Source organism: Streptomyces tendae (assembly GCF_014650435.1).
Classification (GTDB): domain Bacteria; phylum Actinomycetota; class Actinomycetes; order Streptomycetales; family Streptomycetaceae; genus Streptomyces; species Streptomyces tendae.
Map to the genome: position 1 here is coordinate 15,892 of NZ_BMUY01000024.1, position 15,269 is coordinate 31,160.

At 70.4% G+C, this 15,269-nt stretch carries 14 protein-coding genes and 1 pseudogene; 7 read left to right on the forward strand and 8 right to left on the reverse strand.

Annotation, left to right across the window (positions count from 1 at the left end):
* The first annotated feature begins 69 nt into the window (after positions 1 to 69).
* A complete protein-coding gene (locus IE258_RS38275; protein ID WP_189750409.1) occupies positions 70 to 819 on the forward strand; it encodes an SDR family NAD(P)-dependent oxidoreductase in 750 nt (249 codons plus the stop codon).
* Between the two features lie 213 nt (positions 820 to 1,032).
* On the opposite strand, the gene IE258_RS38280 is transcribed toward IE258_RS38275, so the two are convergent.
* Positions 1,033 to 1,431: a 6-pyruvoyl trahydropterin synthase family protein gene (locus tag IE258_RS38280; protein WP_189750410.1), complete on the reverse strand. Its 399-nt coding sequence runs from the start codon at positions 1,429 to 1,431 to the stop codon at positions 1,033 to 1,035.
* A gap of 313 nt (positions 1,432 to 1,744) precedes the next feature.
* Here IE258_RS38280 and IE258_RS38285 point away from each other — a divergent pair, with 313 nt between their 5' ends.
* Complete coding sequence (locus IE258_RS38285; RefSeq protein ID WP_189750411.1) at positions 1,745 to 2,149, forward strand: YbaB/EbfC family nucleoid-associated protein; 405 nt, start codon at positions 1,745 to 1,747, stop codon at positions 2,147 to 2,149.
* Between the two features lie 257 nt (positions 2,150 to 2,406).
* Complete coding sequence (locus IE258_RS38290) at positions 2,407 to 2,928, forward strand: sigma-70 family RNA polymerase sigma factor (protein WP_229892698.1); 522 nt, start codon at positions 2,407 to 2,409, stop codon at positions 2,926 to 2,928.
* A gap of 7 nt (positions 2,929 to 2,935) precedes the next feature.
* Here the strand turns inward: IE258_RS38290 and IE258_RS38295 are convergent, their stop codons facing one another.
* The 3 genes and pseudogenes from IE258_RS38295 to IE258_RS38305 form a co-directional block, all read right to left on the reverse strand.
* Complete coding sequence (locus tag IE258_RS38295; RefSeq protein ID WP_229892699.1) at positions 2,936 to 5,020, reverse strand: AfsR/SARP family transcriptional regulator; 2,085 nt, start codon at positions 5,018 to 5,020, stop codon at positions 2,936 to 2,938.
* Positions 5,021 to 5,514: 494 nt separating this feature from the next.
* Positions 5,515 to 7,341 (reverse strand): annotated as a pseudogene (locus IE258_RS38300) (MFS transporter); the annotation flags it as partial.
* Positions 7,342 to 7,427: 86 nt separating this feature from the next.
* Entirely contained in the window at positions 7,428 to 7,931 is a 504-nt protein-coding gene (locus IE258_RS38305; RefSeq protein ID WP_189750414.1) for a MarR family winged helix-turn-helix transcriptional regulator, read from the reverse strand.
* 224 nt (positions 7,932 to 8,155) lie between these two features.
* Here IE258_RS38305 and IE258_RS38310 point away from each other — a divergent pair, with 224 nt between their 5' ends.
* Together IE258_RS38310 and dacB are read left to right on the forward strand one after the other, a co-directional pair.
* Positions 8,156 to 8,536, forward strand: coding sequence for a hypothetical protein (locus IE258_RS38310; protein WP_189750415.1), 381 nt, complete (start codon positions 8,156 to 8,158; stop codon positions 8,534 to 8,536).
* Between the two features lie 197 nt (positions 8,537 to 8,733).
* Positions 8,734 to 10,122, forward strand: a complete 1,389-nt coding sequence (gene dacB / locus IE258_RS38315) for a D-alanyl-D-alanine carboxypeptidase/D-alanyl-D-alanine endopeptidase (protein ID WP_189750416.1) — start codon at positions 8,734 to 8,736, stop codon at positions 10,120 to 10,122.
* A 15-nt stretch (positions 10,123 to 10,137) separates the two neighbouring features.
* Here dacB and IE258_RS38320 read toward each other — a convergent pair whose 3' ends face one another.
* Positions 10,138 to 11,049: an AraC family transcriptional regulator gene (locus IE258_RS38320; protein WP_189750417.1), complete on the reverse strand. Its 912-nt coding sequence runs from the start codon at positions 11,047 to 11,049 to the stop codon at positions 10,138 to 10,140.
* A 382-nt stretch (positions 11,050 to 11,431) separates the two neighbouring features.
* On the opposite strand from IE258_RS38320, the gene IE258_RS41950 reads away from it, so the two are divergent.
* Both IE258_RS41950 and IE258_RS41955 read left to right on the forward strand, forming a co-directional pair.
* Positions 11,432 to 11,824 carry a Rossmann-fold NAD(P)-binding domain-containing protein gene (locus tag IE258_RS41950; protein ID WP_308434232.1) on the forward strand — a complete coding sequence of 131 codons (393 nt, stop codon included), beginning with the start codon at positions 11,432 to 11,434 and terminating at the stop codon, positions 11,822 to 11,824.
* 2 nt (positions 11,825 to 11,826) lie between these two features.
* Entirely contained in the window at positions 11,827 to 12,906 is a 1,080-nt protein-coding gene (locus tag IE258_RS41955; protein ID WP_308434233.1) for an alpha/beta fold hydrolase, read from the forward strand.
* Between the two features lie 21 nt (positions 12,907 to 12,927).
* Here IE258_RS41955 and IE258_RS38335 read toward each other — a convergent pair whose 3' ends face one another.
* The 3 genes from IE258_RS38335 to IE258_RS38345 form a co-directional block, all read right to left on the reverse strand.
* On the reverse strand, positions 12,928 to 14,349 hold the full coding sequence (locus IE258_RS38335; protein ID WP_189750418.1) for an FAD-binding oxidoreductase: 1,422 nt from the start codon (positions 14,347 to 14,349) through the stop codon (positions 12,928 to 12,930).
* Between the two features lie 218 nt (positions 14,350 to 14,567).
* Positions 14,568 to 14,954: a fic family toxin-antitoxin system, toxin component gene (locus IE258_RS38340; protein WP_189750419.1), complete on the reverse strand. Its 387-nt coding sequence runs from the start codon at positions 14,952 to 14,954 to the stop codon at positions 14,568 to 14,570.
* Positions 14,951 to 15,247 carry a type II toxin -antitoxin system TacA 1-like antitoxin gene (locus IE258_RS38345; protein ID WP_229892702.1) on the reverse strand — a complete coding sequence of 99 codons (297 nt, stop codon included), beginning with the start codon at positions 15,245 to 15,247 and terminating at the stop codon, positions 14,951 to 14,953. The genes IE258_RS38340 and IE258_RS38345 overlap by 4 nt, the downstream gene beginning before the upstream one ends.
* Between the last annotated feature and the right edge of the window lie 22 nt (positions 15,248 to 15,269).

The following is a 15,269-nucleotide window of genomic DNA, read 5'->3' on the forward strand; positions in this document are numbered from 1 at the left end:
ACCGCGCCCCGGGTCCACCATCCCCGGGACCGCAGACCCGGTCCCGGAACACGCTAGGAGACAGGCATTATGAGCACTTCACTGGAAGGCAAGGTCGCCCTCGTCACGGGCGCCGGCAGCGGCATCGGAGCGGCGACGGCCCTCCTGCTCGCCGAGCGGGGGGCGGACGTGGCCCTCGTCGGACGCCGCAAGGACAAGCTCGACGAGGTGGTCGCCCGCATCGGCGCGGCCACCGGCCGTAAGGCGCTCGCGGTGGTGGGCGACGTCGCCGTGCCGCACGACCTCGAACAGGCCGTCGCTGGCACCGTCGACCGGTTCGGCGCCCTGCACTTCGGCGTCAACAACGCCGGAATGCCCGGCTACTTCGAGCCGCTGCACGAACTCAGCACCGAGAAGTGGAACCAAGTGCTGGGAGTCAACCTGTCCGGCCTGTTCCACGGGATGAAGTACGAGATCCCCGCAATCCTGGCCGCCGGCGGCGGCGCGATCGTCAACGTCTCCAGCGTCTTCGCCGACCGCGGCGGTCCCACGCCCGACTACTCCAGCGCCAAGCACGCGATCCGCGGCCTGACCCGGACGGCGGCCAAGGAGTATGCCTCCCAGGGCATCCGTGTCAACGAACTCCAGCCCGGTGTGATCTCCACGGAGATGACCTCGGCCCATCCCGAGGAGGCACAGAAGGTCGCCGACAGCGGGATCCCTATGCGCCGGGTGGGCGCCGGTCACGAGGTCGCGGCGGCGATCGCCTTCCTGCTCTCGGACGACGCCTCCTACATCACCGGGGCGCACCTCGCGGTGGACGGCGGCTTCCTCATCTGAGCCGTCGCCGCAGGTGATCGCCCAGGTCCGGTACCGTCAAGGACTCAAGACGTACGGCCGGACCTCGCGTCCGCGGGCCGAGGTGTCGTAGGGAGAGACGATCACCCCGGACGAGGGGCGGCAGCCCGTGCCCGCCTTCCGTTCTCGCGGTGCGCCAGCGCAGGTGTCCTGCGGCGTCACAGTGGTAGTTCCCAAGATCCCGGCAGAGTCAAGTTAGAGGGCCCGCTCGTAGGAGGCCCAGGCGATGTGCGACTCGTGCAGGGTGACGGCGACCTCCGCTATCCCGCGGGCGCCGTCGCCCAGCGCCCCCTCGTGCATCCGGTCGACGAGCCGGTCGGCGATCACCTTCGCCAGGTACTCCGTCGAGGTGTTGACGCTCTCGAACCGCTCCTCGTCGTCGAGATTGCGGTAGTTGAGCTCCCCGACCACCGCCCCAAGCTCCGCGGTCGCCAGACCGATGTCCACGACGATGTTGTCCTCGTCCAGCTCGGCCCTGCGGAAGGTGGCGTCCACGACGAACGTGGCTCCGTGCAGCCGCTGCGCGGGGCCGAAAACCTTGCCCCGAAAACTGTGGGCGACCATCATGTGGTCGCGGACGGTGATACTGAACATGGGTGCTCCATGCCGGGGCCGACGATATGTGTGTGAGGTGTCGGCACGGAGCATACGGCTCCCGGAGACCGAGGTGTGAACCAGGCGTGCAGGTATCTCGTTTCCCTCATGTAGCGGGAGACCGTCGGTTCACGGCCACCTCTCGCTTCTCCCGTCCCTTCAGCCGCTGCGGCGGATGCCCAGGAAGCCGGACGGCCGAACGGACGGAGGAGAGGCGAGATCGCATGAGAGTCGACGCGCACAGTCGCCGGGTCGCACGGCCGCGGTGAGGTCACGTCGTCCCCCGGGCGGTTCCGCCGGCACTGGAGCAGAGATGGACGCCCCACCGGGGGGTCGTTTGCAGGAGGTCCTCGCCGAGTTCGCCGAGCGGCACCGCGTCCTGAGCAGGGCCAGGGAGCAGCTGAACGGGCTCTCGGTCACTGCACAGTCCAGGGACGGGGTGGTGGAGGCCACTGTGGGTGCGGACGGCCGGGCGTCGGCGATCCGCTTCACCGGCAACCGGTTCAGGCAGATGAGCGCACCGGCGCTCGCCGGGAGTGTCCTGGAGGCCTTGACGACGGCCCGGACCGAGGCCGCCGCACGTGCCACCGCCGTCGTCATGTCCATGGACCCGAGACTGCTGGAACAGGTGCGGTCGCCTGGTCCGTGCGGTGGCCGGAGCTGCCTCGGGCCGGACGTGTCATCGCGTGCAGAAGACACCCGGCGCCGGCGGATGTGAGACACCTGACGGCGGAGGGTTTCGGCGCGGGTATGTGCGGGGAGCAATGCTGGGGACGGGACATCGCCTGCTGGCGGGTTTCCCCCGGCGTACGACCGTCCGCTGCGCCACGGGTCTCCGGCGGCCGGAGGCCGGGGCAGAACGACGTCACTTGTGCGGCACTCTTCTGGCACCCGCCTCTGCCTACATTGCGCACGCGGAGGCTGCATCCGGCCTCCGGTCGCTCATGACAGAGAACCAGGATGGCTCAGAGGACTATGGCTACGCCCCCCACGACGATCACCCGGGCAGAGCTGCTCGGCACCATCATGAGGGAACACCGGGACGGGCTCGTCTCGTACGCCGAGAAGATGCTGGGCGACCACGGGCTCGCGGAGGACGTCGTCCAGGAAACGATCATTCGTGCATGGCGGAACATCGACCGACTGCTGCGGATGGAGGGCTCGGTCCGGGGCTGGCTTTTCACCGTGACCCGCCACTTGGTCATCGACTGGGTGCGCAAACCCCATGCACGCAGGGAGGTCGTGGGCGCCACCTACAACGACCCGTCGTTCGGGGGCGACGGCACCGAAGCCGTGCGCGACGCCCTGGTGGCCAAGTGCCTGCTGCGCCGGCTGTCCCCCGAACACCGCGCGGTACTGGTCCACATCTACCTGTGCGACCGGACCATACAGGAGACTGCGGGCATCCTCGGCGTGCCCACGGGGACGGTCAAGTCCCGTCAGCACAACGCGCTGCGCAAGCTCCGTACCGCGCTGCCGCTCGACGAAGCCGCCTGAGCCGTCGTCAGCGCCCCGTCGGGTCGAGACACATCTCCAGCGCGGAGGTGAGCTGCCGGCGGAACGACTCGGCACGGGGATGGTGTCCCATGTCCTGGACGAGCGCCGGTAGCACGTACCGCTCGGCAACGATCCACTCGGCGGCGTCAGGGCACCCGCCGAACCTCTGCGGCCTGACCCCCGGGCGTGGCGGCGGCAGGACCACGACGCTGCGGTGCGGTGCGAGCAGCGCGGTGGCGGCCTCGGCGCTGTACAGGTAGTGCTCGAACATCCGGGCACGGGCGTCAGACCGCAGGCCGGGCGGGTCCAGGACCTCGGTCAGCGCCGTCGCGTAGGTGCGCAGCAGCTCGTGGCAGGTGTAACGGCCCGGGAGGAGTTCGACGAGCATGTGGTGATCGGTCAGTTCGGCGATGTCCTCACTCGCCGTGCGCAGGTCGACGCCGGCCAGGCTGGCGGCGGCTGGCACGGAGATGTCGCGCGAGGGGTGCAGGCTGAGCAGCCGGAACAGCAAAGCGGCACCAGGGCTCAGCGCTTCGTAGGAGCGCGAGAAGACACGGCGGGCATCCGTACGGGCGTCGTGGCTGGAAAGGGCGACGAGGCTGTCCTGGTTCTCCCGCAGCCGGGCCACGAGGGAGGCCAGCGGAAACCGCGGTTGCAGCAGGGCCCGTGTGCTCGCGACGGCCAGGGTCAGCGGCAGACCTCCGCACAGCTCGACCATCTCCTCGGCGGCGGGGCGTTCGGCCCTGATGCGGTCCGCGCCCAGCCGGCGGTCCAGGACTTCGAGACCCTCCTCGCGGCTCATCGGATCCAGTCTGATGACCCAGGCGTTGTCGGTGACGGCCAGTCCCTCCAGCCGCCGCCGACTGGTGACGACGGCGAGACAGCCCGGCGTGGCGGGCAGCAGCGGACGTACCTGTTCGCAGTCGTGGGCGTCGTCCAGCACGATCAGCAGCCGCCGTCCGGACAGAGCGGTGCGGTACGCCGCGCTGAGTGCCGTGGCGCTCTGCGCAGGGCTGTGGAGGATGCCGAGCGCGTCGAGCACTTCGGCCATGGCCCGGCTCGGGTCGAGCGGTGGCAGGGAGGCGTGGTAGCCCTGGAGATCTATGCAGATCTGCCCGTCGGGGAACCGGTCGGAGACCAGGTGGGCCCAGTGCACCGCCAGAGTCGTCTTGCCGACCCCCGCCATCCCGCAGATGGCTGCCGTCGTGGTTACGGGACGGCTCTCGTCCTCCAGGGGCATCAGCTCCAGACACTCCCGCAGCGCCTTGTGCCGACCGGCGAACGGCACGCAATCCGCTGGGAGTTGGGCCGGCCTGAGGGCAGCCCCGGGCGGCGGCTCGGGCGCGTGGCCGCGTGGACCCACCCTGCGGCGCAGCAGATGCTGCTGCGCCGCCCGCAGGCCGGGGCCGGGTTCGACTTCGAGCTCCTCGGCCAGCGTGCGGCGAATGCTCTCGAACTGCTGGAGCGCCTCGGCCTGCCTGCCGGTGGCAGCCAGGGCCGCGATGATCCGGGCGTGGACGGCCTCGTCGAACGGATGGCAGTCCACGGCACGTCGCAACACCGTCAGGACTTCCTCGGTCAGAGCGGGCGCAGCGGTCAGTACGACGTCGGCGGCCTCCTTCGCCGCCGCCACGAACTCGTGCCCGACCGAGGTGAAGACGGGGTGCTGCGCCACGTGGGTGCCTGCGGCGACGACGGGGCCACGCCACAGACGCAGCGCGTCGACGAAGTCCTGGGCGCCCTGCGCGGGGTTGCCGCCCTTGACCGCGAGCTGTGCCTGCGCGCGGAGGTCACGGAAGTGCAGCAGGTCGGAGGTCGAGGTGTTGACCAGGAGGCGGTATCCGTCGGCGGCGCGCACCAGGTGCTCCGCGTGTGTCCGGCTGAGCAGCCCCGGTTCCAGCGTCCTACGCAGCGCGCCGATGTGGCGGCGCACGACGTTGACGGCGCTGGGCGGCGGATCTTCGTCCCACAGGATGTCCACCGCCTCGCTCAGGGTGAGGGGTCCGGGGGCGCGGAGCAGCAGCAGGGACAGCAGCGCCAGCCGCTTTGGGGGGCCCAGCTTGAGTTCCGTGTCACCTCGCAGTACGCGCACGGTACCGAGGATCGAGTAACGCACTGTCGCGTCCATCTCGCGGCGACCTCGCCCTTCACTACGTGTCACTACGGCGTCGTTCGCCCGAACAATCGTCACCAGTTTAGCCGGTGACGAGACCATCTCGTCATGGAGCCCCGCTGTCAAGGCGGAGGGCTCCGGCCGAGGTTGAGTACCGCACGTCACCGGACCTCGACGGGGCGGTCGCGTAGGCATGCCGCACTCGACCAACCCACCCGGCGGGGCGTCGAGCGGGCGCGACGATCCGGTCGACATGTGTGCGACCCAAAGGTGGAGACAGTAACCGGACTATAGAGTCCGTTTCATAGTAACCGAACCTTGAGGTCCACTTCTTGTTCGCCCGCAACGCCGACGGCCGACGCCCAGAGGACGTCGGCCGGGGAGGGGGAACGAGGCGGGAGAACGGAGCGGAACCGGGGAGGGGGACCCGCCCGCTCCGTTGCTGGCACGGAGCCCGCCGGTCAGTCGGGTGCGCCACCGATGACGGTGAGGCGGATGTCGTGGGCGACCGGCTCGTCGCCCACGCCGATCGTCGAGGTCTGCGGCCGGTAGCCTTCGGCGGAGACGACCAGGACGTAGGAACCCGCGTTCGGCACGTCGACGGCGTAGGAGCCGTCGGCTCTGGCGACCGACCGGCCCAGCTGCTGGCCCTCCTGGGAGACCAGCGTGACGGTCGCCCGCGGTACGGGGGCGGACTCAGTGTCGCGGACGGAGCCGCCGACGGTGATGCCGCCGGCGACGGGCGCCCCGGCCGGGCCCGGTTCGGCCTGCGGGACGACCGCGGCTGTCTGCGTGAGGGCGCCGGAGGTGCGCAGCGGGACCTCCTTGATGAACAGCGTCACCAGGAAGGCGAGCAGGGCGACTGGTGCGACGTACAGGAAGATGTCGCCGATGCCGTGCCCGTAGGCGCTCTCCAGCCAGGTGCGCACCCCTGGCGGCAGCAGATCCAGGTCGGGGATCGCGCCGCTGCCCGAGGCATTCGCGGCGGCAGCCCGCTCCCGCGGGCCGAGCTGCCCGATAGTGTCCGCGGCGTGGTGGCTGATCCGGGACGACATGACGGACCCGAGCACCGAGACACCTACCGCGCCGCCCAGGGACCGGAAGAAGGTCACCACTGAGGAGGCCGCGCCCAGGTCGCCCGGCTCCACCTGGTTCTGCGTGCACAGCACCAGATTCTGCAAGGTCATGCCGACGCCGAGCCCCATTAGCACCATGAAAACTGCGATGTGCCAGTACGGCGTGTCGTACCGGAGGGTGCCCAGCAGGCCCAGACCCACGGTCAGCAGCACGCCTCCCGCCAGCAGCCAGGACTTCCACCTGCCGGTTTTGGTGATGATCTGGCCGGAGAGCGTGGAGGAGACGAACAGACCTCCGATGAACGGGATGGTCATGACGCCCGACCTGGTCGGCGAATCGCCGCGGGCGAGCTGGAAGTACTGGCTGAAGAAGACGGTGCCCGCGAAGAGCGCGATACCGACGAACAGTGAGGCCAGCGAGGCGAGCGCGATGGTGCGGTTCCTGAACAGACGCAGCGGGATGATCGGCTCGGCGGCCCTGGTCTCCACGAACAGGAACACCAGCCCCAGCACGAGGGAGGCGCCGACCAGGATGTACGTCTGCCAGGACAGCCACGCGTACTTGTCGTCGGCGAAGGTGACCCAGACGAGCAGCAGGCAGACGGCCGCGGTGACGAAGAAGGCGCCGGCCCAGTCGACCTTGACCTTCCGCCTGAGCACCGGCAGGTTCAGCGTCTTCTGGAGGACGACCAGCGCGACGACGGCGAAGGGCACGCCAATGTAGAGGCACCAGCGCCAGCCGAGCCAGCTGGTGTCGGTGATGACGCCGCCGAGCAGCGGGCCGCCGACGGTGGCGACGGCGAAGGTGGCGCCGAGGTAGCCGGAGTAGCGGCCGCGCTCACGCGGGGCGATCATCGCGGCCAGGATGATCTGGGACAGTGCCGACAGACCGCCGCCGCCCAGCCCCTGGATGACCCGCGCGCCGATCAGCGTCGCCGGATTCTGCGCCAGACCGGCCACCACGGAGCCGAGGACGAAGACGGTCAGGGATATCTGGACCAGGATCTTCTTGCTGAACAGGTCCGCGAGTTTGCCCCACAGGGGAGTTGACGCCGTCACCGCCAGCAGTGAGGAGGTGACGACCCAGGTGTAGGCGCTCTGGCCGCCGCCGAGGTCGTTGATGATCTCGGGCAGGGCGTTGGTGACGACGGTCGAGGACAGGATCGCGGCGAACAGCCCGAGCAGTAGCCCGGACAGCGCCTCCATGATCTGCCGGTGCGTCATCGGGGCGTCGTCTGGGGGGCCGTCCCCGTGCGTGGTTCGTGCCCGTACACCGTCCGGTGTGGATGTTGCCATGGGCTTCCTTCGTTTCATGTGGTGATCGCGGATGTACGGGTGGAGGGCCGGTCCCCGAACGGCGGTGCGGCGAGTGGACCGCGGGGGGTGCGGCAGTCGTCGAAGCTGGCCCTGAGCCGGGCCATGAGCCGGGTGAGCTGGCTGACGTCGTCGTCGGTCCAGTCGCTCAGCCGGTGGGCCAGCAGTTGCGTGGTCCGCTCCGACAGGTCGTCGAGCCGGGCACGGCCCTCGGGCGTCAGACGCAGGATGCGCGAGCGCTTGTCCGCAGGGTCGGGGGAGCGTTCGATCCAGCCGCGGTCGGCCGCGTGTGTGACATGCCGGCTGGTAACCGACGTGTCTATGGCGAGCAGCTCCGCGACCCTACTCATACGTATGTCGCCGTGGCGGCCAATCAGTGTCAGTACGGCGGCCGAACCGCCGGGGCAGTCGGGCGGCAGGATGCGGCCCAGCTCTCTCCTGACGGCACCGAAGGCACTGAACTGACGGACCAGCTCCTCGTAGTGCGCCCTCTCGGCCATGGACACCTCCTGAGTTGTTGCTTGAGGCAACCGTAGATATGTTGTTTGTCGCGGACAAACGAAATTAGGTGTTTACACACAAAGAGTTGGCAAAGATGAGCAAAGGCACCCATAGCACCCGTCCAGAATCAGCCATATGTAGTTGAAATATTGACAACCATGTGTCGTGCCTACATTCTGGGACGCCGATCGACGTGTTCGTCCCATCGGCAAGAGGAGAAGCCATGCACAGGTCCGGACCTCGGCGCGCCGCACTCGCCGTCGCCTCCACCGCCGCCGCACTGCTCCTAGGAGGGGCGGCCGCCGCCACGGCGTCGGCGGCGTCCGGCCCCGTTCTCGTGGACGACTGGGGCCCGAGATGCACCACCACGGGCAACCTGTGCGTCTTCGAAACGGAGTGGTTCACCGGCCGGGTGGCTCTCTACGAGGGCGTGGACACCGGCTGCACCACGGCGCCCTTCGGCATTCTCGCCAACATCAACATGACGGACAGGCCCGTCACCTTCTACGAGAACCCGGACTGCACCGGCGCCTCGGTCACCGAACCGGCGGGCAACTTCCACTCCTGGAAGTCGCGCGGGCCCATGCTCAGCTTCCGCAGCTGAGCGGCCCCACCGGGCGCTCGTACATCTGAGGTGTTTCTCTGTGCCGTCAAGCCCTCGCACTTGCCCCGGCCCGGGGCAAGTGCGCCTGGACGAGCCATCCGTGGAGTGCCGAAGTACACACATGTGCGGTGGTAGGGTGCGCGCCGAGCCACCCCTTCAGAGCGGAAAGCTCTGCACCCGAGCCTTGGATTCTCCATATGAGTGATACGTCAGGCCAGACACCTATGAACACCTTCACTCCGGGCGGCCATCACCGCCACCGGAAGGTGAGAATGACCGGTTCGGCGGTCCGGCGGGCCGTGGTGCTCGCGATGGCCGTCCCCGTGGCCTCGGCCGCGCTGGCCGGCACCTCGGCGTTCGCCGCCGACCGGGACACCGCGACGACGGTACCGGACACCACGGGGGGCCCGGAGGCCCAGGACAGGGGTGTCGGCGCCGGCCACGAGCAGCTCGTCAAGAACCTCGACGCACGCGTCCTCGACCAGCGCCTGGGAGCGGACGTCAGCGGCGTCGTCCTGGACGCTGACTCGGACACCGCGCTGTGGGGCCACAACGCCACCACCGCGATGATGCCGGCGTCCAACGCCAAGCTCGCCACCTCGACCGCCGCCCTGACGGTGATGGGTCCGAACCACCGGTTCACCACGAAGGTCGTCTACGGCCACGGCACGCTGACCCTCGTCGGCGGCGGCGACCGGACCCTCAGCAGCGAGGACCTCGCCGAGCTGACGAAGACCGCGGTGGCCGGCCTCAAGGCGGCGGGCCTGTCCTCGGTGAAGGTCGCCGTGGACGACAGCCTGTTCGCCGCGCCGTCCCTGGCCAACGGCTGGAACGAGGGCTATTACCCCACCGAGGTCGCCCCGGTCCGCGCGCTGGTGGTGGACGGTCACAGTGTCGAGGACACCTCGCTCGACGCGGGCAAGGTCTTCGCCCAGCAACTCGCCGACGCCGGCGTTGCCATCGAGGGCGACGTCACCCGCGCCACCGCGCACCACCGGGACGTGCCGGTCGCCCGGCACAGGTCGGCGCCCCTGAGCGAGATCGTCAAGACGATGCTCAAGACCAGCGACAACAACATCGCCGAGACCCTGCTGCGCATGACCGCTGTCGAGTCGGGCCGCCCCGCCACCTTCGAGGGCGGCATCGAGGCCGTGCGGCACGTGCTCGGCCACCGCTACGGCGTGTCCCTGGAGAACTTCGAGATGTACGACGGCAGCGGCCTCTCCCGCGCCGACCGCATTCCGGCCGCGACCCTCGCGCAGATCCTCGAACTGCTCACCGAGCACCGCAACTCGCACACCCTCGGCTCCATCCTGGAGGGCCTGCCCGTCGCCGGCGAGGCCGGTGCCACCCTGGGCCCGGAGTGGGGACGCTTCGACGACCCGAACTCCGAGTGCGCCGTCGGCAAGGTCCGGGCGAAGACCGGCACCCTCACCGGAGCCATAGCGCTGAGCGGTCTGACCCGGACCGACGAGGGCGAGTGGCGGGTCTTCTCCTTCATCGAGAACGGCTCGACGGCCGCCCCGAACGACATCAAGGACGCCATGGACGGCCTCGCCGCCACCGTCAACGGCTGCTACGCCTGACGCGCGTCGCGGCCGTCATCGGTGCCCCTCCTTGCGGTACTCCCGCGGGGAGACCCCCATGACGCGTTTGAAGGCTGTGCTCAGAGCGTTCTCGGAGCCGTACCCGACCGCTCGGGCGATAACCGCGACGGGGTCGTTGCCCGAGCGAAGCCGCTTCGCCGCCAGCTCGAGGCGCCAGCCCGTGAGGTAGTCCAACGGCCCCTGCCCCACGGCCCGTCTGAAGCGCACGGCCAGCGTCGAGCGGGACACCGCCCCAGACCGTGCCAGCTCCGCGACGGTCCACGCACGCGCCGGTTCCCCGTGCATCGACGCCAGGGCCGCCGCGACCGCCGGATCGGCCAGCCCGCCGAGCCAGCCGGTCGCGGCGGTCGGCCGCCCGGCCAGATACAGCCGCAGGACGTGGACGAGCATCACGACCGCGAGGTGGCGGGCCACCAGCGTCGCGCCCATGCCACGCTCCCGCAGCTCCCGGTCGATCGCGTCGAGCGCCCACCGCACAGTCTCCGCCTGGCCTGTTCCCGCGGGGACGTGGACGACCGGCGGCAGGTTGTCGAGCAGCAGTTCCTGCGCTCGTGAGCCGAACGAGAACCGGCCCCCTGCCAGGAGCACGTCCTCGCCCTCTCCCGCCCGCGCGATCCCGTCCTCGGCCGCCGCGAAGAGGGGGCCCGCATCCACTGGCTCGACCCCGGGACCGCTGCGCAGCGTGAAACCGCGCCGCCGGGTCAACAGAAAGCAGTCGCCCTCCGCCAACACGAGCGGGCCTGGCTCCCCGTCCACGTCGAGGAGACACATGCCACGCCGCACGGAGTTGAACTTCATTCCCGAAGGCGGCGAGAATCGGATACACCAGGAGCCTCCCGCCGCGAGACTCGTCGACAGCTGACTCCGGGTGTCCAACAGGGCCAGGACGTCCTCGAGCGGATCCACACGTGTTCCTTCCGCCGCCGACCGGACCCCTTCTCGGACCGGACGCATGCACATGTATACGCGACGGCCAATGGTAGGACGTACGGCAATCCACACGTATGGTCGGGTTCGACGCCTCCCTCCCCTCGCTCATGGGAACATCGCGTGACTCCTCACACCCGCCTCACCACACCTCTCTCCGTTCGCGCCACCGCCGCCGCAGAAGTGATCGCCGGGACCGACCTCCGCGGCAGCCGCGTCGTGGTCACCGGAGGGGCGAACTGCCTGGGCGCCGAGACCGTATGCGCCGGGGCCGGGCCGGGGTCACGGTGGCGACCCGCCGTCCTGCCTGCTCGCCGAACCGCTGGCGCGCGAGACAGCCGTCGCGTCTGGCGCCGGACGCGTGCGCACCGCCGCCCTCGACCTGGCCGACTTGCACTCGGTCGAGTCCTTCAACCGGAGCCGGCATGGTCCGCTCGACTCCCTCGTCGCCCACGCCCACGCCAACGCCGGGGCCATGGCCCTGCCCACCCGCTCCCGCAGCGCGGACGGCTGGGAGATGCAGCTCGCCGCCAACTTCCTCGGCCGCTTCGCCCTGGCCGAGGCGCCGCTTCCGGCCCTGCGCGCCGCCGGTTCCGCGCGCCTCGTCGTCAGCTCCGCCCACCGCACAGAGCCCTTCGGCTTCGAGGAACCCCCGCTTCACCCGGCGCCCCTACGACCCCTGGACGGCCGACGATCAGTCCAAGACCGCTGGCGTGCTCCTGGCGATGGCTGCCGCACAGCGCTGGGCAACTGACGGTGTCACCGCCAGCGCGCTCGCCCTCCGGCACCGTCCTCACCGGGGTCCAGCGCCACCTCGGCTGCGACACCCTGCGCTCCTTCGGCGTGGTGCACGGTGAGCACGGGGTGACCACACCCGCGTACTTCACGACCCCGCGGCAAGGAGCCGCGACCTCGGTCCTACTGGCGGCATCCCCACTGCCCGCCGGAGCGACGGGCCTCTACTTCGAGGACAACGAGGAGGCCCGGCCGTTGCGCGCGGGGGAGGGCCGGGTGGCCGGTCACGCTCTCGGTCCCGAGGCCGCCGGCTGGCTGTGGCCACGCCGCGGCCGCCGTCCGGTCCCACTGACCCGGATCGGCGCCTCACCCCACCCCGCTCTCTTCTCGGAAGGCAGACACATGACCACTCCCGCCCCCGCCAGGCCCGTCGTCCTGCTCGTCCACGGTGCCTGGCACGGCGCCTGGTGCTGGGAACTGCTCGTTCCCGAACTCACCGCGTGCGGCTGGCAGGTGGAGACGGTGGACCTGCCGAGCGCCTCGGCCGACCCGCACGGCACGGCCGGCATGTACGACGACGCCCGCGTGGTCCGGCGCAGACTGGACGAGCTGACGCGGACCCGGGGCCCCGTCACCGTCGTCGCCCACTCCTACGCGGGCCTGCCCGTCACCGAGGCCGCCACCGACGCCGAGGTGTCCCGGCTGATCTACCTCGCGGCCTTCCAGCTCGACGTAGGGGACTCGCTGGCCTCGATCGCCGGCGGGGAACTCCCCAAGGGCGACACCGGAACCCTGCCCGCCCACGAGGACCCGCGCACCCACCTCTACGCGGATGCCACCGACGAGGTGGCCCGCCGCGCCGCCGACCGGCTGGTCCTGCAGACGGTGAAGTCTTTCAGCGAACCCCTCACGAAGGCAGCCTGGAGGACCGTGCCCTCCAGCTACGTCGTCTGCGAGCAGGACCGCGCGGTCGACCCGGCGTTCCAGAAGGTCATGGCGGCCCGCGCCGGGCGCACGTACGCCCTGCCGACCAGCCACTCGCCGTTCTACTCCGCTCCCGGTCAACTCGCCCGTCTGATCACCGCGGACGCGGACCACTGACTGGGAAGCCCGGCGCGCCACTCAGCCGGGCAGGATGTTGTGATTGAAGCGGAACAGATTGGCCGGGTCCCAGTGCCGCTTGACCTCGGCCAGCCGGGCATAGCGTTCGGGCCCGTACGCCGCCCGTACGCCCTCCATGTCCCTCGCCTCGTCCGGCGACAGGAAGTTCACCATGCTCCGGTCTGCGGCCCACGGCGCGAAGCCGTCCATGACCGCGGCCAACTGGCCCCTCAGGTCGTCGGCCTGGTCGCCGCCGCCCACTGCGAAACCGAAGAGCACGAACGGAATGCCCCTGACGGACACCGCGTTGGGGACCTCTGGCTCCCGGTCGAAGGCACCGCCGAGGGCGCGGATCTCCAGGTTCGCCAGTCGACAGCCCGACCCAGGGCCGGTGAGCGCGACCAGGGTGTCCGCCGCCTTCTGCGGGAACTCCCGCAGGGTCATGCTGCGGTCGAAGTACGGCATCGGGTCTACCGGGTCCAGGTGGATCTCCCCGATGGCGGTGACGGGCTTCTCGCCGACCGTGTCGAGCAGGACCGGAGCGGCCCGGCGCAGGGGCGCCAGGAGCTGCTCGCCCTCGTCGGCGGAGCCCAGGTGGGCGAACCGGACGTGGACGACGAAGGCGCCGCGCAGCGGTCCGGGCAGCGTCGGCAGGTCGGGCAGCCGCTGGACGCCCAGGGACGTGGTTGCCTTCCCGGGGAGGGTGGGCGCCCACAGCCGCCAGGCTTCCAGTACCTCGGCCAGGTGTTCGCCGGAAAAGTGGAGGCCGCCGCCGTGGAAGCGGGTCACCGGGAACACGTCGAACTCGATCTCGGTCACCACGCCGAAGTTGCCCTTGCCGCCGAGCAGAGCCCAGAACAGGTCGGCTTCGCTGTCCGGGGTGACGGTGCGCAGACGCCCGTCGGCCGTCACGACGTTCAGGCGGCGCACATGGTCGGCCGCGTAGCCCTTGGCCCGGCCCAGCAGGGGGCTCTGTCCGCCGCCGAGGGTGTAGCCGACCACGCCGACCTCGGGCGCGGAGCCCGCGATCGGTGCGAGGCCCAGTTCCGCGGTGCGGGGCAGCACCTCACTCCACCGCAGCCCGGCCTCGGCGCGCACGGTGCGCGCCTCGACGTCGACGGACATGCGCTTCATCCGATGAGTGGTGATGAGTATGGCGCCATCCGCCGACCCGACGATCTGGTGCGCGGCGGACTTCACCGCGACTGGTATGCCCTGGTTAGCCGCGAACCGAACCGCTTCGCGTACGTCGCCTTCGCAGGTGGCACCGACCACGACGGCGGGTGTGACGGCGCAGTTCAGGTTGTGGGTGGCGCACTCGGCGTCGTACTCCGCAGTGCCGGGTGCCAGGACCGGGCCGGCCACCTCCCGCAGCGCGAGCCTCACCACGTCCTGGGCCCGTAGGCCGGCTCCGCCGGTCTGTCCCGCAAGTTTCCCGCTCATCGTCGTCTCACCAGTCCGCCGAGTGTCGTCGGCCCGTTCCGCGTCGAAGCGCTCCGGGGCGCGCGAGGACGGCGGCCGGAGTGGTGCGACGGAGGAAAGAACCCTGCTCACAACGACGACGCGGTCGAGGCGGCGGAAGTTCACGGGTCGGTGCGACGGGACGGGTGCGGGGAGCGCCCAGCCAGGTGTCCCGCCCACCGAACGCTACGGGGCGCGGGTCAGGCGACTGTCCACTCGCGCAGCCTGCGGCCGATGCGGGCGACGCCGAGTGCCCCTGACGCGGCCTCGCGCACCAGTGCGACGGCGGCTTCGGGCCGGTAGTCGAGCCGGCAGTCGTTGAGCAGGAGGTAGGCCTCGGCGGAGTGCCAGGCGAAGGCCTCGTTGGAGTGCTCGAGGCATGGCAGCCGCACCAGGGTCTGCAGCAGGGCCGCGCCCTTGAGGTGCAGCGAGCCGTAGATGTCACGTTCCAGCGCCCGGGCGTTGACCCGTGCCGCGGCGGCGTACAGCGGGCCGTAGTCGTCGACCTGGGGGTCGCCGTCCAGCAGTTCGGCCGCGTGCAGCAGGAAGGTGACGTCGAGGGGGTGGATGGGGTGCGGGTCGCTCACGCGGCGTGGCCCCGCCCGGGGAGTTCCAGCTCCTGACGTGCCCGCGACTCGGCGGCCCGCTCTTCGGCGCTGCGGTCGACACCGTCGAGACCGGTCGCGAAGGCCGCGCCGCTGTGCGCCATCGACTCGCGGAAGTGTTCCAGGAAACGCTGCTCGACGGCCGTCGCCCGAGCGTAGGCGGCCGAGAGGATGTACTCCTGCAGGCTGACCCCCTCCTGCTTGGCGGCGGCCGCGATCGCCGCGCGCTGCTCGGGGTCGGGGAAGCGTAGGTTCATGGCCTTGGTCTCCGACATGGCACCGATGGTACCACTGGTG